Annotated in this window: 24 protein-coding genes; 8 read left to right on the forward strand and 16 right to left on the reverse strand. The window is 70.8% G+C overall.

Annotated elements, in window-relative coordinates; all coding sequences use genetic code 11:
• Positions 1–33: 33 nt before the first annotated feature.
• Entirely contained in the window at positions 34–912 is an 879-nt protein-coding gene (locus AB4030_RS05530) for an aldo/keto reductase (protein ID WP_442278197.1), read from the reverse strand.
• 86 nt (positions 913–998) lie between these two features.
• Between AB4030_RS05530 and AB4030_RS05535 the strand changes: the two genes are divergently transcribed.
• A complete protein-coding gene (locus AB4030_RS05535; protein ID WP_442278198.1) occupies positions 999–1874 on the forward strand; it encodes a helix-turn-helix transcriptional regulator in 876 nt (291 codons plus the stop codon).
• A 79-nt stretch (positions 1875–1953) separates the two neighbouring features.
• On the opposite strand, the gene AB4030_RS05540 is transcribed toward AB4030_RS05535, so the two are convergent.
• Both AB4030_RS05540 and AB4030_RS05545 read right to left on the reverse strand, forming a co-directional pair.
• Positions 1954–2619, reverse strand: coding sequence for a hypothetical protein (locus AB4030_RS05540; protein WP_442278199.1), 666 nt, complete (start codon positions 2617–2619; stop codon positions 1954–1956).
• 80 nt (positions 2620–2699) lie between these two features.
• On the reverse strand, positions 2700–3257 hold the full coding sequence (locus AB4030_RS05545; RefSeq protein ID WP_442278200.1) for a DinB family protein: 558 nt from the start codon (positions 3255–3257) through the stop codon (positions 2700–2702).
• 162 nt (positions 3258–3419) lie between these two features.
• On the opposite strand from AB4030_RS05545, the gene AB4030_RS05550 reads away from it, so the two are divergent.
• Positions 3420–4700, forward strand: coding sequence for a putative glycoside hydrolase (locus AB4030_RS05550; RefSeq protein WP_442278201.1), 1281 nt, complete (start codon positions 3420–3422; stop codon positions 4698–4700).
• A 394-nt stretch (positions 4701–5094) separates the two neighbouring features.
• A complete protein-coding gene (locus tag AB4030_RS05555; RefSeq protein WP_442278202.1) occupies positions 5095–5685 on the forward strand; it encodes a DinB family protein in 591 nt (196 codons plus the stop codon).
• A 58-nt stretch (positions 5686–5743) separates the two neighbouring features.
• Here AB4030_RS05555 and AB4030_RS05560 read toward each other — a convergent pair whose 3' ends face one another.
• Together AB4030_RS05560 and AB4030_RS05565 are read right to left on the reverse strand one after the other, a co-directional pair.
• Entirely contained in the window at positions 5744–6478 is a 735-nt protein-coding gene (locus AB4030_RS05560) for a dienelactone hydrolase family protein (RefSeq protein WP_442278203.1), read from the reverse strand.
• Positions 6479–6583: 105 nt separating this feature from the next.
• Positions 6584–8455 (reverse strand): potassium transporter Kup, encoded by a 1872-nt coding sequence (locus tag AB4030_RS05565; protein WP_442278204.1) that lies wholly within the window; start codon positions 8453–8455, stop codon positions 6584–6586.
• 252 nt (positions 8456–8707) lie between these two features.
• On the opposite strand from AB4030_RS05565, the gene AB4030_RS05570 reads away from it, so the two are divergent.
• Positions 8708–9529, forward strand: a complete 822-nt coding sequence (locus AB4030_RS05570; protein WP_442278205.1) for a 3-hydroxybutyrate dehydrogenase — start codon at positions 8708–8710, stop codon at positions 9527–9529.
• A 68-nt stretch (positions 9530–9597) separates the two neighbouring features.
• Positions 9598–11517: a helix-turn-helix domain-containing protein gene (locus AB4030_RS05575; RefSeq protein WP_442278206.1), complete on the forward strand. Its 1920-nt coding sequence runs from the start codon at positions 9598–9600 to the stop codon at positions 11515–11517.
• Between the two features lie 15 nt (positions 11518–11532).
• On the opposite strand, the gene AB4030_RS05580 is transcribed toward AB4030_RS05575, so the two are convergent.
• The 8 genes from AB4030_RS05580 to AB4030_RS05615 form a co-directional block, all read right to left on the reverse strand.
• Positions 11533–11976, reverse strand: coding sequence for a DUF1214 domain-containing protein (locus AB4030_RS05580; protein WP_442278207.1), 444 nt, complete (start codon positions 11974–11976; stop codon positions 11533–11535).
• On the reverse strand, positions 11967–12218 hold the full coding sequence (locus tag AB4030_RS05585; protein WP_442278208.1) for a DUF1254 domain-containing protein: 252 nt from the start codon (positions 12216–12218) through the stop codon (positions 11967–11969). The genes AB4030_RS05580 and AB4030_RS05585 overlap by 10 nt, the downstream gene beginning before the upstream one ends.
• A gap of 78 nt (positions 12219–12296) precedes the next feature.
• Positions 12297–13226: an alpha/beta fold hydrolase gene (locus AB4030_RS05590; protein WP_442278209.1), complete on the reverse strand. Its 930-nt coding sequence runs from the start codon at positions 13224–13226 to the stop codon at positions 12297–12299.
• Positions 13223–14365, reverse strand: a complete 1143-nt coding sequence (locus tag AB4030_RS05595; RefSeq protein ID WP_442278210.1) for a branched-chain amino acid ABC transporter permease — start codon at positions 14363–14365, stop codon at positions 13223–13225. The genes AB4030_RS05590 and AB4030_RS05595 overlap by 4 nt, the downstream gene beginning before the upstream one ends.
• Positions 14362–15246, reverse strand: a complete 885-nt coding sequence (locus AB4030_RS05600; RefSeq protein ID WP_442278211.1) for a branched-chain amino acid ABC transporter permease — start codon at positions 15244–15246, stop codon at positions 14362–14364. The genes AB4030_RS05595 and AB4030_RS05600 overlap by 4 nt, the downstream gene beginning before the upstream one ends.
• Positions 15243–15995 carry an ABC transporter ATP-binding protein gene (locus AB4030_RS05605; protein WP_442278212.1) on the reverse strand — a complete coding sequence of 251 codons (753 nt, stop codon included), beginning with the start codon at positions 15993–15995 and terminating at the stop codon, positions 15243–15245. The genes AB4030_RS05600 and AB4030_RS05605 overlap by 4 nt, the downstream gene beginning before the upstream one ends.
• Entirely contained in the window at positions 15992–16726 is a 735-nt protein-coding gene (locus tag AB4030_RS05610) for an ABC transporter ATP-binding protein (protein ID WP_442278213.1), read from the reverse strand. The genes AB4030_RS05605 and AB4030_RS05610 overlap by 4 nt, the downstream gene beginning before the upstream one ends.
• 16 nt (positions 16727–16742) lie before the next feature.
• Entirely contained in the window at positions 16743–17963 is a 1221-nt protein-coding gene (locus AB4030_RS05615; RefSeq protein ID WP_442278214.1) for a substrate-binding domain-containing protein, read from the reverse strand.
• A gap of 244 nt (positions 17964–18207) precedes the next feature.
• Between AB4030_RS05615 and AB4030_RS05620 the strand changes: the two genes are divergently transcribed.
• Positions 18208–19173, forward strand: coding sequence for an NAD-dependent epimerase/dehydratase family protein (locus AB4030_RS05620; RefSeq protein ID WP_442278215.1), 966 nt, complete (start codon positions 18208–18210; stop codon positions 19171–19173).
• The gene (gene sigJ, locus AB4030_RS05625; protein ID WP_442278216.1) at positions 19170–20141 is read left to right on the forward strand and encodes an RNA polymerase sigma factor SigJ; all 972 of its coding nucleotides are present in this window, start codon (positions 19170–19172) and stop codon (positions 20139–20141) included. The genes AB4030_RS05620 and sigJ overlap by 4 nt, the downstream gene beginning before the upstream one ends.
• Before the next feature lie 13 nt (positions 20142–20154).
• Here sigJ and AB4030_RS05630 read toward each other — a convergent pair whose 3' ends face one another.
• The 3 genes from AB4030_RS05630 to AB4030_RS05640 form a co-directional block, all read right to left on the reverse strand.
• Positions 20155–20472, reverse strand: coding sequence for a hypothetical protein (locus tag AB4030_RS05630; protein ID WP_442278217.1), 318 nt, complete (start codon positions 20470–20472; stop codon positions 20155–20157).
• A gap of 73 nt (positions 20473–20545) precedes the next feature.
• Positions 20546–22411: a 1-deoxy-D-xylulose-5-phosphate synthase gene (gene dxs / locus AB4030_RS05635; RefSeq protein ID WP_442278218.1), complete on the reverse strand. Its 1866-nt coding sequence runs from the start codon at positions 22409–22411 to the stop codon at positions 20546–20548.
• A 120-nt stretch (positions 22412–22531) separates the two neighbouring features.
• Positions 22532–22924, reverse strand: coding sequence for a hypothetical protein (locus tag AB4030_RS05640; protein WP_442278219.1), 393 nt, complete (start codon positions 22922–22924; stop codon positions 22532–22534).
• A gap of 31 nt (positions 22925–22955) precedes the next feature.
• On the opposite strand from AB4030_RS05640, the gene AB4030_RS05645 reads away from it, so the two are divergent.
• A complete protein-coding gene (locus AB4030_RS05645; protein ID WP_442278220.1) occupies positions 22956–23720 on the forward strand; it encodes a VOC family protein in 765 nt (254 codons plus the stop codon).
• Positions 23721–23779: the final 59 nt, after the last annotated feature.

The following is a 23779-nucleotide window of genomic DNA, read 5'->3' on the forward strand; positions in this document are numbered from 1 at the left end:
TTCTCACTCGCGGTCGGAGGTTTGCGGGTCTGCTCAGGCCTCGGGGATGGCACGCCCAAAGGTCTCCAGGGTGATGTCGGCCGGCTCGGGACCGCTGCGCTGCCCGGTGTCGAGAGCGTCGATGGCGGCCAGCTCGTCGCGCGTCAGGTCGAAGCCGAAGACGTCGAAGTTCTCGGCGATGCGGTGCGGCTTGGTGGACTTGGGGATGACAGACCGGCCCCGCTGCAGGTGCCAGCGCAGCATCACCTGGGCGGGCGTCTTGCCGTGTGCGTCGGCGATGCCGCCGATGACCGGGTCCTCGAGGGTGCTGCCGTGGTTGCCGTCGCGGTAGAAGGTGATGCCACCGATCGGGGACCACGCCTGCGTCAGGATCCCGTGCTGCGCGCCGAGCTCCTGGACCGGCTTCTGCTGGAAGTAGGGATGGAGCTCGATCTGGTTGACCGCGGGTACGACCGTCGCCTGGTCGAGCAGCGCGGTGAGGTGGTCGACCATGAAGTTGCTGACGCCGATGGCGCGCACCTTGCCGTCCGCGAGGAGCGTCTCGAGCGCCCGGTAAGCCTCGAGGGCCTTGTCGAAGTCGGACGGGAGGGGCTGGTGAAGGATGAGCAGGTCGACCTGCTCGACGCCGAGCTTGCCGGCGCTCTTGTCGAAGCCGTGGAGGGTCTGCTCGTAGCCGTAGTCGCTGATCCAGACCTTCGTCTCGAGGAAGACCTCGTCGCGGGGCACGCCGGAGCTTCGGAGCGCCTCGCCGACCTCGCGCTCGTTGCCGTACGCGGCGGCGGTGTCGATGTGGCGGTACCCGGTGGCCAGGGCCGCCTCGACGGCGGCCCGGGTCTCCTCCGGAGGGGTCTGGAACACCCCGAGACCGACAGCAGGCATCTCGACGTGGTTGTTCAGCTGCAGTGTCGTCATGCCATCGACCGTAGGCGAGGGCTTCTGCGGGTGGGAGGGGCTGGTGTTACCTCCCTCGCCCCGACCCGGCACCGTACGGTCGAGGCATGGACAACAGGGCCGAGGTGCGCGACTTCCTGACCTCTCGCCGGGCGCGGCTCACCCCGGACCAGGCGGGTCTGACGCTCTACGGGACCAACCGTCGGGTCAAGGGTCTGCGACGCGAGGAGGTTGCCATGCTGGCCGACGTCAGCACCGACTACTACACGCGCCTGGAACGCGGCAACCTGTCCGGGGTGTCCGAGTCGGTCCTGGAATCCGTGGCGACCGCGCTCAAGCTCGATGAGTCGGAGCGGGTTCATCTGCTGGACCTCGCCCGTGCAGCCAACGCCGGCGGCCGGCGGCGACGGACCACCGGCAAGCAGCAGCTGCGACCCGGTGTGCAACGCATCCTGGACTCGCTGTCGGCGCCCTCGTACGTCCGCAACAACCGCCTCGACCTGCTCGGCGTCAACCAGCTCGGACGAGCCCTGCTGTCCGACCTGTACAGCGCGGACACCACATGCCCCAACCTCGCGCGCTACCTGTTCCTCGACGACCGTTCCCGGGACTTCTATGCCGACTGGACCGCGGTCGCCAAAGACGTCGTCGCATCCTTGCGTCTACAGGCGGGCCACACCCCATACGACCGCGGGCTCACGGACCTCGTCGGTGAGCTCTCCACCCGCAGCGAGGAGTTCCGCACCTGGTGGGCAGGCCACACCGTGCGGCTCCACCGCACCTCGACGAAGCAGATGCATCACCCGGTCGTCGGAGACCTCGAGCTCACCGGTGAGGCGCTGGAACTGCCCGGTGACGCCGGCCTCACGATCATCACCTACACCGTCGAACCCAGCACGCCATCGGCCGAAGCGCTGCAGTTCCTGTCCAACTGGACCGTCAGCGAGACAGCCCCGCGCAACACTCCGGAAAGGACGGGATGACCGACGCCCCCGTGAGGTGGCGGCAGCGCCCGGCGTACACCCAATTCGTCTGCAGGCACCCCGGCGGGCGACCGACTACTCAGTCCGTTTGGTCCCTCGACGGCGCCGGCAGCGCCGCGGTCGGCGCCGTCGCGGGGGCGGCGGCGGTGAGCTGCGGCGCGCCGGATCCGGTGAGATAGGCATGCATGCTGGCCGCTACCTCGCGCAGAGGTCGTGGCGGCAGGTAGGCCGAGGCCCCGGCATCGAGCAGACGGCTCACCGGCCCCGGCGCGCTGACGCCGAGCTCCTCGTCGTCGATCTCGGTCACGATCACCCGGGCGTTCGGGAAGCCGGCCCGAAGTGCCCCGAGCAGCTGCGGGCTCACGGGATGGGTCAGGACCACGTCCGCCGTCGGCGGCGCCTTCAGCAGGTCGAGGACGATGTAGTCGGACCCCAGCTCATCAGAGAGCCGACGCCGCGCGGCGTCGGACAGCTTCGTCGCCGTGGCCACGACGGTGACACCGTCGGGAACTGCTTCGGGAGGGGCTGACTCCCCTGCCGCGGCCGGCCCGGACACGACGGTGCCCTCGAGGACGCTCTTGCGGAACGCCAGCACCCCGACGTCACGACCCTCGTGGCGGAGTCTCACCTCACGCCCTGCGACCATCGCCTCCACCGCGGCCCGGACCTCACGCGGCAGGGTCTCGAGGTCGAGCGTCGGCGCACCGCGTCGGCGGTCGCGTCCCTGCGCCGGGTCCTGGAGCACACCGGCACCCTAACCCGGCCGCTCCCACGGACGGCGCAGGACAGACCGCGCCACGCGGCATACGCCAACGGGCCCCGGGCCTACTGGCCGGTGCGGCCGTCGACGCACTCGCGCAGCAGGTCGGCGTGCCCGCAGTGTCGGGCGTACTCCTCGATCAGGTGGACGATGACCCCGCGCACCTGCCACGGTTCGCCCGGGACGAAGTTCTCGCCGAGGTCGTCGTAGCGGGCGTAGACCTCCCGTGCGTGCGCCGCCTCGCGGCGCCACGACTCCCAGGCATCGGCCACACAGCCGTCGGTGGCGAGCGCGCCCTCGAAGTCGAGGTCCGGCTCCTCCTGCGTCCAGTAGAGGACAGGCAGGTCCTCCTGTCTCTCGAGCGTCCGACGGAACCAGTGGTGCTCGATCTTGGCCAGGTGCCGGATGAGCCCCAGCAGGCTCATCGTGCTGGGCGGCACCGACCGAGTGGCCAGCTGCTCCGGCGTGAGCCCGTCACACTTCATCTCGAAGGTCATCCGGTAGCGCTCGAGGTAGTCGAGCAGCGTCGCCGTCTCGCCCTCCGGCCGCTCCCGGCCGTTGCGCGGGTCGGCGTCCGGGTCGACCCAGAAGGCGCGGCGGATGGCTGCGGTCTGCTCGCTCATGCCCGGCAGCCCATCAGGTACCAAGGCGGCCGGCAACCCGACGCCCCGAATTCTGGTGGGCGAATGTGCGGATCCGCCGCGTGGAGGGCGGACGTCCGGCATGGTTGGGGCACTGGTCGCGGCCGGGGGCGGCGCGCGGGGGGAACGCTACAGGGGGACGACATGTCGACTGACAACGTGCTGGCGGGTCCAGGAGCGCCCAGGCGCTCGCGGCTCAGGGGCTCCTTCCGCAGGAGGCGCCTGGCGGTGGTCCTGCTCGTGACGGGGCTGCTGTCCGGGGCCTCCGTCGTGCAGGCGGAGGGCGCGACGACGTGGCCGGTGCGCACCGGCGCTCTTCAACGGTGGGCACCCGGCAACATGGCGTGGGACTCCGAGAAGGTCATGACCGAGTCCACCGCAGTCTCCGTGGCCCGGGCCTACGACGTGGTGATGGGGACGAAGACGACCTTCCGCGGATACGTCCCAGCGATGCGAGCAGCCAACCCGAACCTTCGGCTCTTCCTCTACATGAACGGCGTGTACGCCCAGTCCACCGAGGCCGCGAGGTACCCCGAATCCTGGTACGCGCACGACGCGAACGGAGTTCGGGTGAAGTCCCGCTCGTTCGGGAACTACATGATGGACATGTCGAACCCGCAGTGGTGGGCCGACCGCGCCAGCACGTGCAAGGCCCTGCTCGCGGAGTCCGGCTTCGATGACTGCTATCTCGACATGCTGGGCACGGCCCCCCTGGCGCCGAACTACAACGCTTCCAAGCCGATCGACCCTCGCACCGGCAAGGTGTGGACGTATGCCGACCTGCTCGCGGCCGATCTCGAGGTGGCCAAGGCGGTGCGGGCGGCCGACCCCGCCGGCCTGCTCGCCTCCAACGGTCTCGTCAACGGGCAGCGGTACTTCAAGCCCGTCGGGCAGACCCCCGCGGTGCTGTTCGAGCAACTCGACGCCGTGCACTCCGAGATCTTCCTGCGCGACAAGAACACGCCCATCGGGACGTTCAAGGCAGAGTCAGCCTGGAAGAAGGACGTCGACATGCTGGTGGACGTCGGTGCCCGGAGCAAGGTGGCTTGGACGACCACCAAGATGTGGAACGTGTCGGCCACTGCGACCCAGGCGCAGATCGACCAGTGGCACAAGTACGCCCTCGCCTCGTTCCTGCTGGGAACCAACGGCCACAGCTACTTCAACTTCTCCACTGCGAACACGGTGGCCGGCATCTTCGTCGACCACCCGTGGGACCGGGTGGAGGTGGGTGACCCGGTGAACCGGTACGCCAAGGTCGGCGGGGTCTACCGTCGGGACTTCAGTGCCGGTATCGCACTGGTCAATCCCACCACCGCCTCGGTGACCCTGTCTCTCGGTGGTACCTATCGTGACCTGAGCGGAGTCGAGAGGACCTCCATCACCCTCGCGCCCAACACCGGCGACGTGCTCGTCAAGCCGTAGTGGGCGGCATCCTCATTCGGGGGGCAACGTCCACCTCTGCCGCCAGCGCGGCGGCCGTCGCCGTCACCACCAGGTCAGCGGTCAGGGATCACGGTCCGCCGGAGAGGTAGCGGCCCGCTGGATTCCGGTGCAGCGGGGTCCCGGGACACCGCCCGCGCAAAGTCCGCCCGGGCGGAGTTGTCGTGGGGTTCTGGGGCCGATCCGCGCGCAAAGTCCGCCCGGGCGGAGTTGTCGTGGGGTTCTGGGGCCGATCCGCGCGCAAAGTCCGCCCGGGCGGAGTTGTCGTGGCGGTGCCAGGGTCGTCGCAGGCTCCTTCGTGGAGGCGGTGCTCCGCGTCACGCGAACAGCACCTGCGCGGCCACCCACGGGCGGCGAGCCGTGACAGCCTAGGCGAATGGTCACCCCACCGAAGGACGTGTTGAAGGACTACCTACAGGGCGCGCGGGACGTGCTGCTGTGGAAGCTCGAAGGGCTCTCCGAGCACAACCTGCGGCTGCCGCGAACGCCGACCGGGACCAACCTGCTCGGCCTCGTCAAGCACGCGCTCAACACCGAGGTGATCTACTTCGGCCCGACGTTCGGACGCGAATGGCTGACTCCGGACGAGCTCGTCTCGCACGAAGGGTCCGACCCGCTGGCCGGTTGGTACGCAACGGAATCCGAGACCGCTGCCGGGATCGTGGACCTCTACCGCCGCGTCCAGGCTTTCGCCGACGAGACGATCGACGCGCTGCCGCTGGACGCGATCGGTCACGTCGCCCACTGGGGCGGCGCGGAGGTCACGCTCCACCAGATCTTGGTCCACAAGACCGCGGACCTGCAGCGCCACGCGGGCCACGCCGACATCCTGCGTGAGCAGCTCGACGGCTCCGTCGGACTGCTACCGCGCCACAGCAACGTCCCGGACACGATCGACTGGCCAGCACACACCCGGCGGCTGACGGCTATCGCTCAACCGTTCGAACGAGGAACCGGTCACGAGTGAGTGCCGACGGACACCGCGCCGGGACGACGGCCCCGACGCTCGGCGCCTCAGCTGGGCCTCAGCCGGGCCTCAGCCGCTCGTCGAAGAAGTCCAGAACGCGATCGACGGCGACCTGTTGGCGGTGCGCGGTGAGCGTCGCATGGCCCTTGCCCTCGAGCTCGACCTTGAGGAATCCATTTCCGAGCAGTTCGGTGAGCGTGTCGAACCGGGTCCCGGTGGCAGGGTCGCCGCGGTAACGCACGCCTAGGACGGCGCAGCCTGCGGCCCCCCGACGGCGCACCACCTCGCGGTCCGCCGGGCTGAGCCCGAGATCCCCGGCACGGGTCTTGCCCACCGGGATGGGCAGGGACGGCTGGGCGACGACGGGCGCGGCGACGGATTCGTCGACCATCATCGCCAGGGCGAACCCGCCGGTCAGGCACATGCCGAGCGCTCCGACCCCGGGGCCTCCCAGCTCGTCGCTCAGGTTGCGAGCCAGCGACCGCAGCCAGTCGGTGACGGGTGAGGCCACGCCGGCCCTGAGCTTGGTGAACTCCCGGCTCACGCAGACGTGGGCGATCGCCTTGGCGATCTGCCCGGCGCTGGCGGGTTCGCCCGGATCGCCGAACAGGTGTGGCAGCACCACCGTGAAACCGCGATCGACGACGTCGTCGGCGAACGTCAGCACCTCGGGGGTGATACCCGGGATCTCGTGGACGATGACGACGCCCGGGCCGGCTCCCTTGCGGTAGGTGGGATGGGTGACCCGGCCGGCGGTGTGGCTCCCGCCGGCCCACCCGGCAAGTTCCCTCATGCCCACATGGTCGCGTAGGTACCCCACCGCCCGTGGCTGATCCGCGCAGAAACGACACACCGCGGGGCGGCCCAGAAGGGCTGCGCACGGTCATGACCACCCGGCCTACAGCTCGACGTGGGCGCCCATGACGATGGTCCGCTCCGGCGGCAGGTGGAAGACCTCTGTCCGGTTCGCGGCATTGTGGTACATCCACGCGAACAGACGCTTGCGCCACGTGCGCAGCCCGCGGTGGCCGGTGGCCTGGACGGTCAGCACGGACAGGAAGTAGCGCGCCTCGTCGAGGTCGATGTCGAGCTCGGGCGTCTTGCCGACCGCGAGGGCCAGCCCCTTGGGGATGTCCTGGCTGTCGGTGAAGCCCACGTGCACCTTGACGTGCACGAAGCCGTCGGTCGCGTCACCGAGGTCGTCGACCTCGACGCGGTCGACGTGCCGGATGTGCGGCACGTTCTCGTTGACGATCTGCACGAGGATGACTCGGTCGTGAACCACGCGGTTGAAGTCGGCGTTGGTGCGCAACGCGAGCGGCGTCGTCGTCGCGTTGGGGTGTGGGAAGACCGCGACGCCAGGCACGCGTCTGACCAGGTCAGGGTGTTTGTGGAGCATCCTGAGAAAGAGTGGCAGCGGGCCCTCGAGGTCCCGCTCCTCGGCATGCAGCGCATCCGCGCCACGCCGCCACGTCGTCATGAGGGCGACGACGAGTGTGGCGATGACGAGGGGCAACCATCCGCCGGCGACGACCTTGGTGAGGTTGGCGCCGAGGAAGGTCAGCTCGACGCCGACGACGAGGACCAGGTAGACGACGAGCTTCCACGTCTGAACCCTCCACACGTATCGGGCGAGCAGCAGGAACAGTGCGCTGGTCAGCAGCAGGGTCCCCGTCACCGCCAGGCCGTACGCGGCGGCCAGCCGGCTCGAGCTGCGGAACGCTGCGGTCAGCAGGAGCACTCCGGCGAAGAGGATCCAGTTCATCACCGGGACGTAGATCTGGCCTCCCTCCTCGCGGGAGGTGTGTCGCACCGCGAGCCGTGGCAGCATCCCGAGGCGCACCGCCTGCCGCGAGACGGAGAACGCGCCGGAGATGACAGCCTGGGACGCGATGACGGTGGCCACGGTGGCGAGCAGGACCAGCGGCAGCGTGGCCCAGGTCGGGGCGAGGAGGAAGAACGGGTTGGACACGGCGCCCGGGTCACCGAGGATCATCGCGCCCTGCCCGAGGTAGTTGACGGCGAGCGCGGGGAAGACGACGAGGTACCACGCGAAGCGGATGGGTTTGGCGCCGAAGTGGCCCATGTCCGCGTAGAGCGCCTCGGCTCCGGTGATGGTCAGCACCACGCCACCCATGGCGACGAACGCGACGAGCGGGTGCTCGGCGACGAACATCAACGCATACGTGGGCGAGACCGCCGCAAGGATCTCGGGGTTGGCGAAGACGTGCGGCAGGCCGAGCACCAGGAGCACGGCGAACCAAAGCACCATCACGGGTCCGAAGGACCTGCCGACGACCCCCGTACCCCATCGCTGGATGACGAAGAGCAGGGACAGGACGACGACAGTGAGCGGCACGACGAGCTCGGCGAGGGACGGGTTGGCCACCGCGAGCCCCTCGATCGCCGACATGACCGAGATGGCGGGCGTGATCACCGCGTCGCCGTAGAACAGCGCGGCGCCGAGCACGCCCATGACCATCACCGCAGCGAGTCGTCGGGTGCCCTGCAGGTGGCGTCGCAGCAGCGCCACGAGCGCGAGGATGCCGCCCTCGCCGTCATTGTCGGCGCGCATCGCCAGCGACACGTACTTCATGGAGACCACGAGCGTGATCGACCACAGCACCATCGAGATGACGCCGAGGACGTCGCCCCGGGTGGCCTGCACCGTGTTGTGCTCGATGCTGAAGACGGTCTGCATCGCGTAGAGGGGACTCGTGCCGATGTCGCCGAACACGATCCCGAGGGCGCCCAGTGCAAGCGGGAGCATCCTGCCGCCGGCGTGGTGGTGCCGTGGTGGATCGCCCGCCGCCGCTGCGACCGTCGTTGGTTCCGCGTGGGCGGATCCAGCATCCTCGGCCGGGGGCGGTGTCGCTTCGCCCATGGAAGTCACGAGGTCATCGTGTCACGCCACCCGGCGGGGAGACCCGACGACGATGGTGAGCGCGGTCCACATGAGATCCGGGGTTTTGTGTTCGGTCACCACACCGGCGGGCCGGACCGGTCTCCTTAGTCTTCCCGCATGCCCGACGCCCGCACCGACGCACGCGACGACGCCCCGGACCGCCTCCAGAGCGGTCCCCTGGCGGTCAACGAACCCATCGACCTGACCGGGCGCACCGCCCTCGTCACCGGAGCGGCGAGCGGCATCGGGGCGAGCGTCGCCCGGGCCCTCGCGGCCGCGGGCGCGGTGGTGCACGCCGTCGACCGGGACGCCGAAGGACTCGCGGCCCTGGCAGACGGATCAGGCATCGCCACGATCACAGCCGACCTGGCCGCCCTGGACGACCTCGCGACCCTGCCGACCGAGGTCGACATCCTCGTCAACAACGCCGGCATCCAGCACGTGAGCCCGATCGAGGAGTTCCCGGTCGACCGCTTCGAGTTCATCCTCGACCTCATGCTCGTCTCGCCGTTCCGGCTCATCCGGCAGAGCCTCCCCCACATGTACGACCGCGGCTGGGGCCGCATCGTCAACATCTCGAGCGTCCACGGCCTCAGGGCCAGCGCGTTCAAGTCCGCCTACGTCACCGCCAAGCACGGCCTCGAAGGTCTTTCCAAGGTCGTCGCCTTGGAGGGCGGCCCGCGCGGCGTCACCTCCACGTGCATCAACCCGGCCTACGTGCGCACTCCCCTGGTGGAGCGGCAGATCGCGGACCAGGCCCGCACCCACGGCATCCCCGAGTCCGAGGTCGTCGAGAAGATCATGCTGGCACCGGTCTCCGTCAAGCGCCTCGTCGAGCCCGACGAGGTCGCTGCCCTCACCCTCTTCCTGTGCGGGCCGGCCTCCGGCTCGATCAACGGGACGTCCTTCTCGATGGACGGTGGGTGGACGGCGCATTGAACGACGGCGCACTGAAAGCCGTGCGCCTCCGGCCGCCCACCCCGAACCGAGCCGCCTAGGATCTGCCCGTGGCACTCCGCACCGACCCGCAGTCGCCCGACGACCGACCCCAGGGAGCCAAGCCGGCCGAGGCAGTCGAGACGGGAGAGCCAGCAGCTCAGGTCCTGCACCTGCTCGAGCTGCTCGCCGCCGATGCCCCGGTCGCCGAGGTCGCGGCGGCGGCGGCTCCGACCGTTGCACGGGACCTCGCCCTGCGGATCGCGGGCGCCCGTGAGATCCACCAGCACCGGGAGGCCGGGCTGGCGGCCCTGCTCGACACGGCACGGGAGCTGGCGACCGAGAGCGACCCGGGCTCGGTCCTCGATGCCATCGTGCGCCGCGCGCGCCGCCTCGTCGGGACCGACCTCACCTACCTCACGCTCTACGATCCCGAGGCCGGCGACACCTTCATGCGCGCCACCGACGGCTCCGTCTCGGCGGTCTTCCAGTCGGTCCGCCTCGCGCTCGGCGCCGGCCTCGGAGGTCTCGTCGCCTCGACGCACAAGCCCTACTGGACCGCCGACTACTGGGCCGACGAGCGGTTCAGGCACACGTCCGAGATCGACGGCGCCGTCGGCGAGGAGGGCCTCATCGCGATCTGCGGGACGCCGCTCATCGTCGAGGAGCACTTCGTCGGGGTGCTCTTCGCCGCCAACCGGTCTCCACGTCCGTTCACCCGCGAGGAGGTCGGGCTGCTGGGCAACCTCGCCACCCTCGCCGCGCTCACCCTGGTCCAGACCCGTGCCCTCGCCGACGCGGAGAACGCCCTGGCCGCGCTCTCCGAGGCGCACGAGACGGTCCGTCACTACGCCGATGGGGTTGAGAAGGCGGCGGCCGCGCACGACCGGTTCGCTTCACTCGTGCTCGGTGGTGGCGGCGTCGACGACATCACGCACGCCCTCGCCGAGCTGCTCGGCGGGTGGGCCGTCCTCGTCGACGAGAACGGCACCCGGCACAGCGCAGCGGGTCCCGCTCCCGAGCTCGACACGTCCGGCCGCGACCCGGTCGCGTCCCTCGACGCGCTGCCGGGTCTCGGCACCGGACGCCTCGTCGAGCGGGACGGGGTGTATGCCGTCGCCGTCACCGCTGCCCGTGAGCGGCTCGGCACCATCTACGTCGGAGGACTCACGCTGAGCGACTCGGACCAGCGGACCGTCGAGCGGGCCGGAGTGGTCACGGCCCTCGTCCTGCTCTTCGAGCGCCAGGCCGCGGACGCCCGCCAGTCAGCCCGCAACCGCCTGGTCAGCGACCTCGTCAGTGCGCGCGGATCTCGCGAGGAGCGGCTGTCACTGGCCCGGACGGTCGGCTTCGACCCGCAGAAGCCGTTCTGCCTGCTCGTGCTGCGGGGCGAGGAGCCCGGTGGTCACCGGGCGCTGCTCATCTCCGCTAGTGCCGCCACCGGTGAGGGCTCGCTCGTCGGCACCCATGAGGGTGACGTCGTCGCGCTCGTCCCCGGCACGGATCCCGACGGGTTGGCGCGGGCGGTGGCCGCCCGCATCGCCAAGCGCACCTGCGTCACGGTGGCCGGTGTCGGACCGGTGAGCACCGTCGACGACATCGGCGTCGCCCACGAGGAAGGGCACCGCACCGTGGGGGCGCTCATCGCGCTGGGGCACCGCGGGAAGGGCGCGGCCGCGACCCAGCTCGGCTTCGCGGGACTCATCGTCGGCTCCGACCCGGACGTCGACGAGTACGTCCGCAAGCTTCTGGGGCCTGTCCTGGACTACGACGAGCGGCGCGGGACCGACCTCGTCGGGACGCTCGCGGCATACTTCGCGGCGGGCGGCAGCCCGCGCCACGCGGCAGGGACGCTGCACGTCCATGTCAACACCGTGTCGCAGCGGCTCGAGCGCATCACGGCGCTGCTGGGTGCGTCGTGGCAGCAGCCCGACCACTCCCTCGAGCTGCAGATCGCGCTGCGCCTCCGCTCGCTCCAGGCTCCCGGCTGACGGGGACGCGACGCGTCAGGTCACCGGGGTGACCACCGGGAAGGTCCACGTCCCGTCGAGCACCTCGGGTCGGGGGCGGTAGAGCCGCACGAGGTAGTTCCACCCCTCCTTGATGCCCAGGCAGTTGGCCCGTCCGTCAGCGCACCCGCCGAAGTGCACTGTCACGCCTCCGTCCGGATTCCGCTGGGGCGTCAGGTTGTTGAGGCTCACGGCGCTCCCGTCATCGTCGAAGTAGCCGTCCGAGTCGTAGAGCGAGATGGACCAGAAGCCGTCCACGGGGACGTCGCGGCGGTCCTGCAGGGCGTTGACCGCCGCGACGACGTCGTCCGGATCCGCGGGATCGACGAGCGTACGGATCGCGACGAGGACGACGTCGGTGTCGTGGCGGTCGGTCGTCAGCTCGTGGTCGCCGGGCTCGTGCGGCACCGCGTTGACGTAGTGGTCACGGTTCACGACCATCGCCGAGAGGTACCGGCCAGCCGGTCCGGCAGGGTGAGCGTGGCGCCCTCGCTGATGTCGACGACCGCCGAGCTGTAGAGCGTGTCGCGGTTCATCCTGATCACCGGCTGGGGGTCCAGGTGCGTCGGTGTCCGCGAGTGCTTGAGCCGGCTGATCCCACCCGCGTCCGCGAGCAGGGCGGCGAACATCCGGTCGGTCTCGGCCCGGACGAAGGTGTCTGCGTTGACGTGGATGGCGCTCATGCCGGCAGGCTGGGACGCGAGCCAGCACCCGACATCACCCTCAGGCGGTGAAAGCGACCTCCTGAGGGTGGCCGCTCCTCAGGAGTGGAGCTGCCGGTCGAGAGCATCCGCGACCGCGGCGACGCCCCGGTCGCCGAGGATGACATCGTAGTGGTTCGCGTCGACCTCGGTCGTGCGCACCCCGTCTGGCAGGTCGAGCGCAGCCAGTCGTCCCTCGTCGTAGAGCCCTTGCGGTTCGTCGAGCAGACCGCGACGGGCCCAGACGAGCTCGGCCCCGACGCCGTCGGCGACGGCCGTCCGCAGCCCGGCGTGGGTCTCGCGGTCGGCCATGACGTCGGCGCCGTCGGCCAGCACTGCGTCGAGCACGCAGGTGCTGTGCCACTGGCCGTCCGTGGGGTCGAGCACGAGGTCGTGCTCGATGTAGGCCCGCGCCGCGTCTCCGCCGGGCCCGCTCAGCACCGGCCCCAGCGCCGGGTGGGACGACCAGAAGCCGAGGTATGCCGCTGGGTCGGCGAAGCGCATCGACAGGCGGTCCATGGCCGGCCCGATGACCGACTGGAGGGCGGCGTCGATGTCGAGGTCGTCCGCGACTGGGAAGGCGAGTCCACCGTCGACGAGCACGGCGGCCGGGAAGCGCTCGGGGTGGCGGGCTGCGGCCAGCGCGGCGATGAAGGCTCCCATCGAGTGTCCGACGAGCACCGGGGCGGATCCGAAGACGGTGGCGATCGAGGTCAGGTCGTCGACGTGGGCGCCCAACCCGTACGGGCCGGGGACCGAGCGGCTGTCACCGCGTCCCCGCAGGTCCGGGGCGAGGAACCGCACCGCCCCCGGGCCGTGCCGACGGCCGAGCTCGTCGGCGACCCGTCTCCAGGAGAGACCGTTGGCTGTGATGCCGTGGACGGCGAGCACGACGGGAGCATCTGCAGCAGGGGACCCCAGGCTCAGGTCGTGGATGGCGAGGCTGCCCTTCGGCAGCTCGATGACGAACGCAGACGGGGTGGTGCTCATCTGGACGCTGACCTCCTGATCAGTCGCCCGCCCAGGCCGGTCAGGCCTGACGGAGCGAAGTAGACCACGACGACGAAGAAGACGCCGAGGATGAAGAGCGGCTGCGACAGCACCTGGCGCACGACGTCGGGCAGGCCCTGGAGGACGGCGGCGTTGCTGACCTCGACGAGGCGGGCATCGGCATACGTGTAGAGGACGCCGCCGATGAGGGCGCCCCAGCGACTGCCGGCGCCACCGAGCACCACCATGACGAGGAGGGAGAGCGTGAACTCCGAGGTGGTCAGGTGCGGGTTGGACCCGCCGAGCACGAGCGCGTGGACGATGCCGCCGAGGGCACCGAGCGACGAGCCGACCACGAGCGCCAGGAGCCTGACGCGGTAGGTGCCGAACCCCAGGACGGCCGCGCGCTGCTCGTTCTCGCGCACCGCCGCCATCGCATGGCCCGCCCGGGACCGCACGAGGACGGTGACCGCGACCCACGCCACGACGACGAAGCCGAGCGCCAACCAGTAGCGGTAGGGCGCGTTGGCCACGCCCACGAGCAGGTCGGGCACCGCGTCGCGGTCGAGCGGTCGCCCCTCCTCGCCCCCGGTCACTCCCCCGGGGTTGCGCATGACGATGATCGACGCGGCCTGCGCGAACGCCAGTGTCACCATCGCGAAGGCGATCCCGCCGACCCGGAGGGCGATGGCCCCCACGACGAGGGCGAGCCCGGTCGACAGGCCGAGGGCCGCGAGCACGGCGACAGGGAGGGGCAGCGCCCAGGTCGAGAGCGAGATCGTCAGCAGGTAGCTGCCGGCGGCGACGAACAGGGCGTGCCCGAAGCTGAGCAGGCCGGTCCGGCCGAAGACCACGTCGTAGCTCAGGGCGATGCCGCCGACGACGAGGCAGGTGGCGAGCAGCTGCAGCGACCCTGGACCGTTGACCCGCCCGGGCAGGATGCCCGGCAGCTCGACCGGCACGTAGGGCAGGTAGGCGAGCACCGCCAGGACGACGAGCGCCGGCAGGACGCGCAGCAGCCGGTGGACCCCGAGGCGCCGCCTTCCCGTCACACTCCCCGGCGCGTCGGCCGCATCGCCCGCGACCTCAGTACCCGAGGGCGTATGCGTGTCGGTGAGGTGGTCGGTCGGCGACGTCATGCCGTCGCTCCCTTCAGGGCGGTCGGTCGGAGCAGGAGGACCAGTGCGAGCAGCAGCACGACGGACAGGTCGCCGACCCCGCTCGCCGCGTAGTAGTTCGCAAGCTGCTGGACGAGTCCCACGACCACGGCAGCCACGGCCGTGCCGGTCAGCGAGCCCATGCCACCGATGACGACGACGATGAAGGCGAAGATGAGCAGCGAGCCGCCCTGCGCGGGTGAGACGGCTCCCGCGTAGTGCGAGTACAGCGCCCCGGCCAGGCCGGCCGCAGCGCCGCCGAGGGCGAAGACGACCGTGAAGGTCCGGTGGACGTTGATGCCCAGGGCCTCGACCATCGTCCGGTTCTCGACCCCGGCCCGGATGACGAGTCCGAGGCGCGTCAGGTGCAGCAGGGCGAGGAGCCCGGCGAAGAGCACGGCCGCGACGACGACGTAGACGAAGCGGTCGTTCGGGAGCCGGGCGCCGAGCACGTCGCTCGTCTCCCCCATCCAGGCCGGGGAGTCCACCGGGCGCGGGTCCGCTCCCCAGATGCCTTGTGCCGCAGCGACACCCGCGAGCGAGAGACCCACCGTGACCAGCACCTGCTGGATGTGGTGGCGATAGAGCGGACGGATCAGGACGACCTCGACGACCAGCCCCACCACGGCCCCAACAGCCACGGCAGCGACGACGGCGACGAGCAGGCGCCCGGCCACCGGCCACTCGCCCGGCAGCGCCCCCATCGTCAGCCAGGCGGCATACGCCCCGGCCGTCATGAAGGCGCCGTGAGCGAAGTTGAGGACGCCCATGAGGCCGTAGATGAGGCTCAGCCCGCTCGCGGCGATGAAGTAGAGCGCACCGAGGCCGACGCCGGTGACCAGCAGGAGGACGAGGTCGCTCATGCCGCGCCCTCGCGTCGCATCGAGACCCCGAGCAGCTCACGCGTCAGATCGACGTCGGCCACGAGGTCAGCCGCCGCGCCGCGGTGCACGACCTTGCCTGCGTCGAGGACGATGACGCGGTCGGCGATCCGCCGCACCAGTGGGAGGTTCTGCTCGACCAGGAGGATCGGGGTCGTCCGCGCCACCTCCGCCAGAACGTCGGCGACCTCGGTGACGAGCTTGGGAGCGAGGCCCTTGGTGGGTTCGTCGATGAGCAGCAGCGCGTTCTCGCGCAGCAGGACCCGGGCCAGCGACACCATCTGCTGCTGACCACCAGACAGCGTGCCCGCGCGTTGACCACGACGCGCGACGAGATCGGGGAAGAGCCGCCCGACCACCGGGGCGTCGACACCCTGGTCGGGGGCAGCGAGCCTGAGGTTCTCCTCGACCGTGAGACCCCCGAAGACCTCACGGTCCTCGGGCACATAGCCGATGCCTCCACGGATGATGCGAGCCGTCGTCGTGCTCTGGATCTCTTTGCCCTTCAGCATGATCCGACCGGTCCTCGGAGCGAGTCCGATGATCGCCTTGAGGCTCGTCGTCTTGCCCACCCCGTTGCGTCCCAGGAGCGCCGTGACGCCGGTCGCGGGGACGTCGAAGGAGACACCCTGCAGGATGTGCGAGCCGCCGTAGCGGACGTGGACGTCGTCGAGTGCCAGCACGGGCGCGGGCTCCCCTGCGCCGTGGGTCGATGGATCCTGCTCAGTCACAATGCTTCTCCCAGGTAGGCCTGCTGGACCCGTTCGTCGCCCGTCACCTCGGTCGGTGCGCCGACAGCGAGCAGCTGTCCGTGGTGCAGGACCGCTACGCGGTCGGCGAGGCCGAGGACGACATGCATGTGGTGCTCGACCATCGCGACCGCCACCCCCGAGTCGCGGACCTCGCCGATGATCTCGGTCAGGCCGTCGACGTCCTCTGCCGACACCCCGGCCATCGGTTCGTCGAGGAGCAGCACCGACGGATCAGACGCGAGGGCCATCGCGAGCTCGAGCTTGCGACGGTCGCCGTGCGAGAGGTCACGAGCCAACGCGTGCGCACGACCCGGCATACGCACCCGGGTGAGGAGCGACTCGATGGCGTCCGACGACGCGGACCCGGCGCGCCGGAACGGCGAGAAGGCCGCCGTGCCGGCGGCCTGCATCGCCAGCCGCACGTTCTCCCCTGCCGTCAGCCCGTCGAAGAGGGCCGACGTCTGGAACGACCGTGCCAGACCCAACCGAGCGCGGCGTGTGGCACTCGCTCCGGTGACGTCCCTGTCCTGCAACGTGATCCGTCCGCTGGACGGCCTGGTCACGCCACTCAAGATGTTGACGAACGACGACTTGCCCGCCCCGTTGGGGCCGATGATGCCGAGCAGCTCACCGGCCCCAACCGTCAGGGACACGCCGTCGAGGATCGTGGCGCCGCCGACCTTCCAGCCGACCGCCTCTGCACTGATCACGACGCGAGGTGTCCGATCACTTGAAGGGCGTGACCGGCGGAGCGACGGCCGACGCCTGCAGCGTGTCGCCGAGCTGCGGTACGACGTTGCTGCCGTCCTTCTTCAGCGTGGCCGTGAACATCGGCTGGAGCAGGGCGTGGTCCTCGGCGCGGATCTCGAGCGAGCCCTTCGGGCCGTCGAACTTCCAGCCCTCGAGGGAGCTCACCATCTTGTCGACGTTGCCACCGCCGGACTCGAGCGCGTGCACGATCATCTGGCCCGCGACGAAACCGTCGTTGGTGAACAGGTCGACCGTGGCGCCCTGCTTCTTCAGTCCTGCGTCCAGAGCCTGGTAGGCCGCGTTGTCGGCCGCGCCCTCGAAGAAGTGCGAGAGGAAGTTGATCTTCGTCGCGACCTCGCCGAAGAGGGCATGCGTCGCCTTGATGTCGAGACCGGTGACGACCTTCGTGGAGTCGAAGACGCCCTGCTGACCGAGGGTCGTCCACATTGCCGTGGCGTTGGCACCGGCCCAGGCGACGAACAGCAGGTCGGGGGTGCCGCCCTTGACCTTGGTGGCGAACGGGGTGAGGTCCGTCGCGGCCGCCGGCACCTCGACGGAGCTGACCGTGGCGCCCTTGGCGCCGAGGACCGCCGTGACCGCCGCGACGTTGGCCTTGCCGAAGGCGCTGTCCTGCGCGAGCACCGTGACCTTCTTGCCCTTGACGTCGCCCAGCATGGTGCCGGCCGTCGCGACGTCCTGGTAGGTCTGGCGTCCCGACCGGAAGGTGTAGCGGTTGGCGCCCGTGACGGCGTCGGCAGCGGCCGGACCGGAGATGAAGAGGACCTTGTTGTCCTTCGCCAGCGGGGCCACCTGCAGCGCCACACCGCTCGAGGTCGAACCGGCGATGATCGTGTTGCCCTGACCGATGAGGTCGGTGGCCGAGGCGACGGCCTTCGCCGGGTCGCCGGCGTCGTCCTGCTCGGTGATCTGGATGGTGTGACCGGCAACGGCGCCGGTTCCCTTCGTCGCGTAGTCGATGCCGGCCGTGAGTCCCTGCCGGTACTGCTTGCCGTAGCTCGCGAGCGGTCCGGACTTGGAGTAGACGAGGCCCACCTTGTACGGGGCGCCGGAACCACCGGAGGCGCCGGCCGTGCCGTTGCCGCCGGCTGGTGCCCCAGGCTGGCCGGGCGACCCGCAGGCCGCGACGGACAGCGTGATCATGACGCTCGCGAGCGCGAAACTCCACCGCTTGGACACCGAAGTCCTCCACCTCTGGCGGGCGCTCGCGCCTTTGCTGCAACGAGATTCGTTGACGCCCAACCGTTTCGGCGAAAGTAGTTCAGGCTCGAACGGCCGACGGTGGGACCTGCCACCACAAAGACGCCGCCTGCATGTGGCTATCCGCCACCCTCCACGGCATGTCTTTCGCGCCGAGTGTCACAGGACGGGCTGCTGTCCCGTCTTGATGGGTGTAGGCACGAAACGAGCGAAGGAGCACGTGATGAGGGTTCTGGTGGCAGGAGCGACGGGTGCGATGGGGCGACAGCTGGTGCCGCGTCTGGTACGAGCCGGGCACGAGGTCCACGGTATGACGCGCAGCGAGTCGAAGCGGGCCCTCCTGCAGGAGCTCGGAGCGGCGCCGGTGGTGGCTGACGCGCTGGACCCCGAGCAGGTGGCGCGGGCCGTGGCCACGGCGCGCCCGGAGGTCGTGGTGCACGAGCTGACGTCGATCGGGCCGATGGACATGCGGCACTTCGACCGCGCCTTCGCCCAGACCAACCGGCTGCGGACCGAAGGCACGGACCACCTGCTCTCCGCGGCCCGGGCGGCCGGGGTGGGGCGGTTCGTCGCCCAGAGCTTCTTCGCCGGCTATGACCGCGTTGGCGGCGGCGTGAAGACCGAGGACGACCCGTTCGGCACCGTGCCGCCGCCCGGGATGGAGCAGACCGTGGGCGCCATCCGCTACGTGGAGGACCAGGTGCTCGCCGCCTCGTGGACGCAGGGCCTCGTGCTGAGGTACGGCGGCTTCTACGGCCCGCACACCTCGCTCGGCCCGGACGGCGAGCAGACCGAAGCCGTCCGGCGGCGGAAGTTCCCGATCGTCGGTGACGGCGGCGGGGTGTGGTCGTTCATCCACATCGCCGACGCTGCCGACGCGACGGTGGCTGCCGTCGAGCGCGGCGGGCCGGGCGTCTACAACGTCGTCGACGACGAACCCGCGACCGTGGCGACGTGGCTTCCGATCCTCGCCGAGTCGCTGGGGGCCAAGGCACCGATGCGCGTGCCGCGGCTGGTCGGACGGCTCCTGGCGGGCGAGACTGGCGCGGTGATGATGACCGAGCTGCGGGGCGCGTCCAACGCCAAGGCCCGGCGCGAGCTGGGCTGGGCCCCCGCGCACGCGACGTGGCGTGATGGCTTCCGCGAGCTGGGCGCCCAGGCGCGCGCCGAGAGCGGTGCGCCGGCGTGACCGACGAGACGGGCTCGCCGGCAGCGGCCCCCGACCGGGAGCAGCTGCTGGCGGCCCTGCGGCCCGTGGCCTTCGGGATCGCGTACCGGATGCTGGGGAGCGTCACCGAGGCGGAGGACGTCGTCCAGGAGGCGCTGCTGCGTGTTCATCGGGCCCTCCAGTCGGGCGAGCAGCTCGCCTCCCCTCGGGCGTTCACGGCCACCGTGACGACCCGCCTCGCGATGGACGAGCTCCGGTCCGCGCGCGTGCGCCGGGAGCGCTACGTCGGTGCCTGGCTCCCCGAGCCGATCCTCACCGACGGGCAGGGTGCGGGTCAGGACCCGGCTCGCGCCGCGGAGACCGCCGACTCCCTGTCGATGGCGCTGCTCGTGCTGCTGGAGAGCCTGTCGCCGGAGCAGCGCGCGGTCCTGCTGCTCCATGACGTGTTCGGCTACGGCTACGACGAGGTCGCGACGATCGTCGGCAAGGGCGAGGCCAACGTGCGCCAGCTCGCGGTGCGCGCGCGACGACACGTTGAGAACCGGCGGCCCCGGTTCACCACGACTCCAGAGCAGCAGACCGAGCTGGCGAGCCGCTTCTTCACCGCGGCCCGGACTGGTGACCTCGCCGGGCTCGAGTCCCTGCTGGCCCACGACGTCGAGCTCGTCGGAGACGGTGGGGGCAAGGCGCCCTCGCTCGCGCGCTCGCAGCGCGGCCGGAGTCGGGTTGCGCACACCCTCACCAACTGGCTGCGCGCGCTGCGCCGCCTGCCCGAGATGGAGATCCGGCTCACCGAGGTCAACGGCGACCCGGGCGCGATGTTTCTCGTCGAGGGCCGGCTGCTCGCCGTCTGGGCTCTCGACGTCCGGGGCGGTCAGGTTGCGGGCGTCCGCGCGGTGGTCAACCCTGACAAGCTCGTCCACCTCGGGCCGGTCGGCGACGCCAACGCCCTCATCCGTCGCCTCGGCGGGTTGAGGCCCGGCGACTGAGCGTTCGCGCGCCTCAGCGGCGCCGGTCGGCGACAGCCCACGAGGCGACCGCGCTGACCGCGGCAACGGTGAGGACGGACGGCCAGGCACCGATCTTCTTGGCCAGCGGGTGGGAGGCGCCGAAACCACCGAGGTAGAGCGCTGCGAGTCCGGCGGTGGTCGGAGCCCCCGCCTTGGCCAGCCAGGTGCGCCCGGCATACAGCCCGGCTGCGCCGAGCACGACGCCCCCCAGGGGACGGATGCCGGTCTCGCGGGCGGCGACGTAGCCGCCGACCAGCCCGAGGGCTGCGATGGGGGCCGTCGTCACGTCTGCTGCGTCTCGAAGCTGCATCCCTCGATCGTAGGCAACCGCCCTGTGCACGCTCCGTCCGGGGCGCGACGGGAGCTTCGCGGGCGCGGCGGCCTCAGAGCCTCGGCTCGAGGTCGAGCACGAGCTGGTCGGCGGTCAGGCCGAGCTCCTCGAGGATCTGCCCGCGAGACGCGTGCTCGAGGAAGCGCTTCGGTATGCCGTAGGTGTGCACCCGCACGTCGACGTCGGCCTCGCGCAGGGCGAGCGTGACGGCTGCCCCGACACCGCCGCTGACGAGGTTGTCCTCGACCACGGCGACGGCGCCGGCACGGCGGGCGAGCGCGACGACGTCGTCACTGACCGGGATCACCCAGCGCGGGTCGATGACCCGCACGGTGCGGCCGTGGGCCGCGATCTTCTCGCCCGCCTCGGTGGCGAGCCCGGCGAAGGCGCCGACGCCGACGACGAGAAGGTCGACCTCGTCCCCGGCATTCTCGAAGAGCACGTCGACGTCACCGATGGAGCGCACCGCCGTCAGCGGGTCGGCGACGTCACCCTTCGGGAAGCGGATGACCGTCGGGCCGTCGGACACGTCCACGGCCTCGCGCAGCTGCTTGCGCACCTGCTCACCGTCGCGCGGCGCGGCGAGGCGCAGCCCCGGCACGATGGAGGTCAGCGTCATGTCCCACATGCCGTTGTGCGACGCGCCGTCGCTGCCCGTGACTCCGGCGCGGTCGAGGATGACGGTGACGCCGGCCTTGTGCAGGGCGCAGTCCATGAGCAGCTGGTCGAAGGCGCGGTTGAGGAACGTGGCGTAGACGGCGACGACCGGGTGCAGACCCGAGAAGGCGAGCCCCGACGCCATGGTCACGGCGTGCTGCTCGGCGATGCCGACGTCGAAGACCCTGTCGGGGTAAGCGACGGCGAAGCCGTCCAGGCCGACGGGGATGAGCATGGCGGCGGTGAGCGCGACGACATCGGGACGATCGCGTCCGATCGCCACCATCTCCTCGTTGAACTCGTCGGTCCAGATGCGCCCGGAGACCTCGAACGGCAGTCCCGTCTCCGGGTTGAACTTGCCGACGCCGTGGAACTGGTCGGCCTCGTCGTCGATGGCCGGCTGGTAGCCGCGGCCCTTCTGGGTGATGACGTGGACGATGACCGGACCACCGAAGTCCCTGGCCTTGCGCAGCGCCCGCTCGACCGCCGGCTCGTCGTGGCCGTCGACGGGGCCGAGGTACTTCAGCCCGAGGTCCTCGAACATGCCCTGCGGCGCGACGATGTCCTTGATGCCCTTCTTGACGCCGTGGAGCGTCTCGAACATCGCGCCGCCGACGACCGGCGTCCGGGCGAGCGACCGCTTGCCCCAGTCGAGGAACCGCTCGTAGCCGCGGGTCGTGCGCAGGGTCGCGAGGTGGTCGGCGAGGCCGCCGATGGTGGGGGCGTAGGAGCGCTCGTTGTCGTTGACGACGATGACGAGCGGCAGGGTCTTGTCGACAGCGATGTTGTTGATCGCCTCCCAGGCCATGCCGCCGGTCAGGGCGCCGTCGCCGATGACCGCGACGGTGTGCCGGTCGCTCTCGCCGCTCAGGCGCCGGCCCTTGGCGATGCCGTCGGCCCAGGAGAGCGCGGTCGAGGCGTGGGAGTTCTCGACGACGTCGTGCTCGGACTCGGCGCGGCTCGGGTAGCCGGAGAGCCCGCCCTTCTTCTTCAGCTTGCTGAAGTCCTGGCGACCGGTGAGCAGCTTGTGCACGTAGGACTGGTGACCGGTGTCGAAGACGAACGTGTCGTGCGGGGAGTCGAAGACCCGGTGCAGCGCGATCGTCAGCTCGACGACGCCGAGGTTGGGTCCGAGGTGTCCACCGGTCTTGGAGACCTCGGTGACGAGGAAGGTGCGGATCTCCTCCGCGAGGGCCGGAAGCTGGTCCGCCGGCAGCGCCTTGAGTGCCGCGGGGCTCGTGATCGTCTCCAGCAGGGCCACGCTGCGTCGTCCTCTCGGTCGGTCCTTCGCCCACGCAGGTGGGTCGGTCGAGTCTACGGGTCAACGTCCGAGGGGGCCCAACGCTCCATACGGGACGCTGTCGACCTCGTCACACCATTCTCACAGTCGGGGCGCGAACACCTTGCCCTGAAGGGCCTCGTGCAGCAGCCGCGCCGACCGCGAGGCGGCGAGCAGCCGGATCCCCTCGGCCTCGATCTGACCGAGGATCTCGGTCAGCGCTTCCGCCGGGACGTGCGGACCGATCGCGACGCGGGCCTCGCGCCACGCGTCGCGCATCGCGACGACCTGGCCGTCGATGTGCCGGCCGGCCAGCCAGGCGAGGGCGATGGGGTGACGCCGCCACCCGGCATACGCCCGGTAGTCCGGAGGGCACTGGTCGAGCAGCCACAGCACGGCGCGCTCCTCCCAGCCCGGCGTGTGGGCCGGCGGCACGCCCGGCGGCCACCCGGGAGGGGTCTGCCCGTGCTGGACCGGGGGCGTCGGAGTCGGCATGCACCCAGTCTGCCTCGCCTAGTCTCGGATCATGACGACGGTCAGCTGGGTGACGGCCCTCCTCGACCTGCCGCCGGACGTCCACGAGGCGGGCACCCGCTTCTGGTCGGCGGTGACGGCGTATGCCGTGTCGCCACCCCGCGGGGACCACGCCGAGTTCACCACGCTGCTCCCACCGGTCGGCGACCCGTTCCTGAAGATCCAGCGGACCGGAGCAACCGGACCGGGCAGGCCTGGCCTCCATCTCGACCTGCACGTGGCGTCGGTGGTTGACTCCGCTGCTCGCGCCGAGGGACTGGGAGCGGCCGTCGCGGAACGGTCCGATGACGGTTTCGTCGTGCTGCGCTCCCCCGGCGGCTTCGTCTTCTGCTTCGTGCACGAGGTTCTCACCCGACGTCCGTGGCCGACGCGCTGGCCGCAGCAGCACGAGAGCGTCGTCGACCAGGTGTGTCTCGACATCCCCCCGGCGGCCTATGACACCGAATGCGTCTTCTGGTCCCAGCTGACGGGATGGCCCGTGCGCCGCTCGGTGAGCCGACCCGAGTTCCGTCACCTCGTTCGTCCGGACGGCATCCCGATCCGGCTGCTGCTCCAGCGGCTCGGCGAGGCTGCGACGGTGCCGGTGACCGGCCACCTCGACCTCGCCTCTGACGACCGGCCCACCGAGGTGGCCCGGCACGAACGCCTGGGCGCGACGGTCGTGGCCCGCCACTCGGGCTGGACCACCCTGCGCGACCCGGCCGGCGCGCTCTACTGCGTCACCGACCGGGACCCGCGCTCCGGCCTCGGCCGCTGACCCGCCGAGGGCCCAGAACCCTCGAGTGCCCACGTCCCTGTCGTCGAGTGCTCAGTTGG

Source organism: Terrabacter sp. 2YAF2 (genome assembly GCF_052114705.1).
Classification (GTDB): domain Bacteria; phylum Actinomycetota; class Actinomycetes; order Actinomycetales; family Dermatophilaceae; genus Terrabacter.

What these genes read in the sequence shown, in the direction of transcription:
- AB4030_RS05530 (WP_442278197.1), bottom strand. Translation starts at nt 912, where the DNA reads ATGACGACACTGCAGCTGAACAACCACGTCGAGATGCCTGCTGTCGGT.
- AB4030_RS05535 (WP_442278198.1), top strand. Translation starts at nt 999, where the DNA reads ATGGACAACAGGGCCGAGGTGCGCGACTTCCTGACCTCTCGCCGGGCG.
- AB4030_RS05545 (WP_442278200.1), bottom strand. Translation starts at nt 3,257, where the DNA reads ATGAGCGAGCAGACCGCAGCCATCCGCCGCGCCTTCTGGGTCGACCCG.
- AB4030_RS05550 (WP_442278201.1), top strand. Translation starts at nt 3,420, where the DNA reads ATGTCGACTGACAACGTGCTGGCGGGTCCAGGAGCGCCCAGGCGCTCG.
- AB4030_RS05555 (WP_442278202.1), top strand. Translation starts at nt 5,095, where the DNA reads ATGGTCACCCCACCGAAGGACGTGTTGAAGGACTACCTACAGGGCGCG.
- AB4030_RS05560 (WP_442278203.1), bottom strand. Translation starts at nt 6,478, where the DNA reads ATGAGGGAACTTGCCGGGTGGGCCGGCGGGAGCCACACCGCCGGCCGG.
- AB4030_RS05565 (WP_442278204.1), bottom strand. Translation starts at nt 8,455, where the DNA reads ATGCTCCCGCTTGCACTGGGCGCCCTCGGGATCGTGTTCGGCGACATC.
- AB4030_RS05570 (WP_442278205.1), top strand. Translation starts at nt 8,708, where the DNA reads ATGCCCGACGCCCGCACCGACGCACGCGACGACGCCCCGGACCGCCTC.
- AB4030_RS05580 (WP_442278207.1), bottom strand. Translation starts at nt 11,976, where the DNA reads ATGGTCGTGAACCGTGACCACTACGTCAACGCGGTGCCGCACGAGCCC.
- AB4030_RS05585 (WP_442278208.1), bottom strand. Translation starts at nt 12,218, where the DNA reads ATGAGCGCCATCCACGTCAACGCAGACACCTTCGTCCGGGCCGAGACC.
- AB4030_RS05590 (WP_442278209.1), bottom strand. Translation starts at nt 13,226, where the DNA reads ATGAGCACCACCCCGTCTGCGTTCGTCATCGAGCTGCCGAAGGGCAGC.
- AB4030_RS05595 (WP_442278210.1), bottom strand. Translation starts at nt 14,365, where the DNA reads ATGACGTCGCCGACCGACCACCTCACCGACACGCATACGCCCTCGGGT.
- AB4030_RS05600 (WP_442278211.1), bottom strand. Translation starts at nt 15,246, where the DNA reads ATGAGCGACCTCGTCCTCCTGCTGGTCACCGGCGTCGGCCTCGGTGCG.
- AB4030_RS05620 (WP_442278215.1), top strand. Translation starts at nt 18,208, where the DNA reads ATGAGGGTTCTGGTGGCAGGAGCGACGGGTGCGATGGGGCGACAGCTG.
- AB4030_RS05630 (WP_442278217.1), bottom strand. Translation starts at nt 20,472, where the DNA reads ATGCAGCTTCGAGACGCAGCAGACGTGACGACGGCCCCCATCGCAGCC.
- AB4030_RS05640 (WP_442278219.1), bottom strand. Translation starts at nt 22,924, where the DNA reads ATGCCGACTCCGACGCCCCCGGTCCAGCACGGGCAGACCCCTCCCGGG.
- AB4030_RS05645 (WP_442278220.1), top strand. Translation starts at nt 22,956, where the DNA reads ATGACGACGGTCAGCTGGGTGACGGCCCTCCTCGACCTGCCGCCGGAC.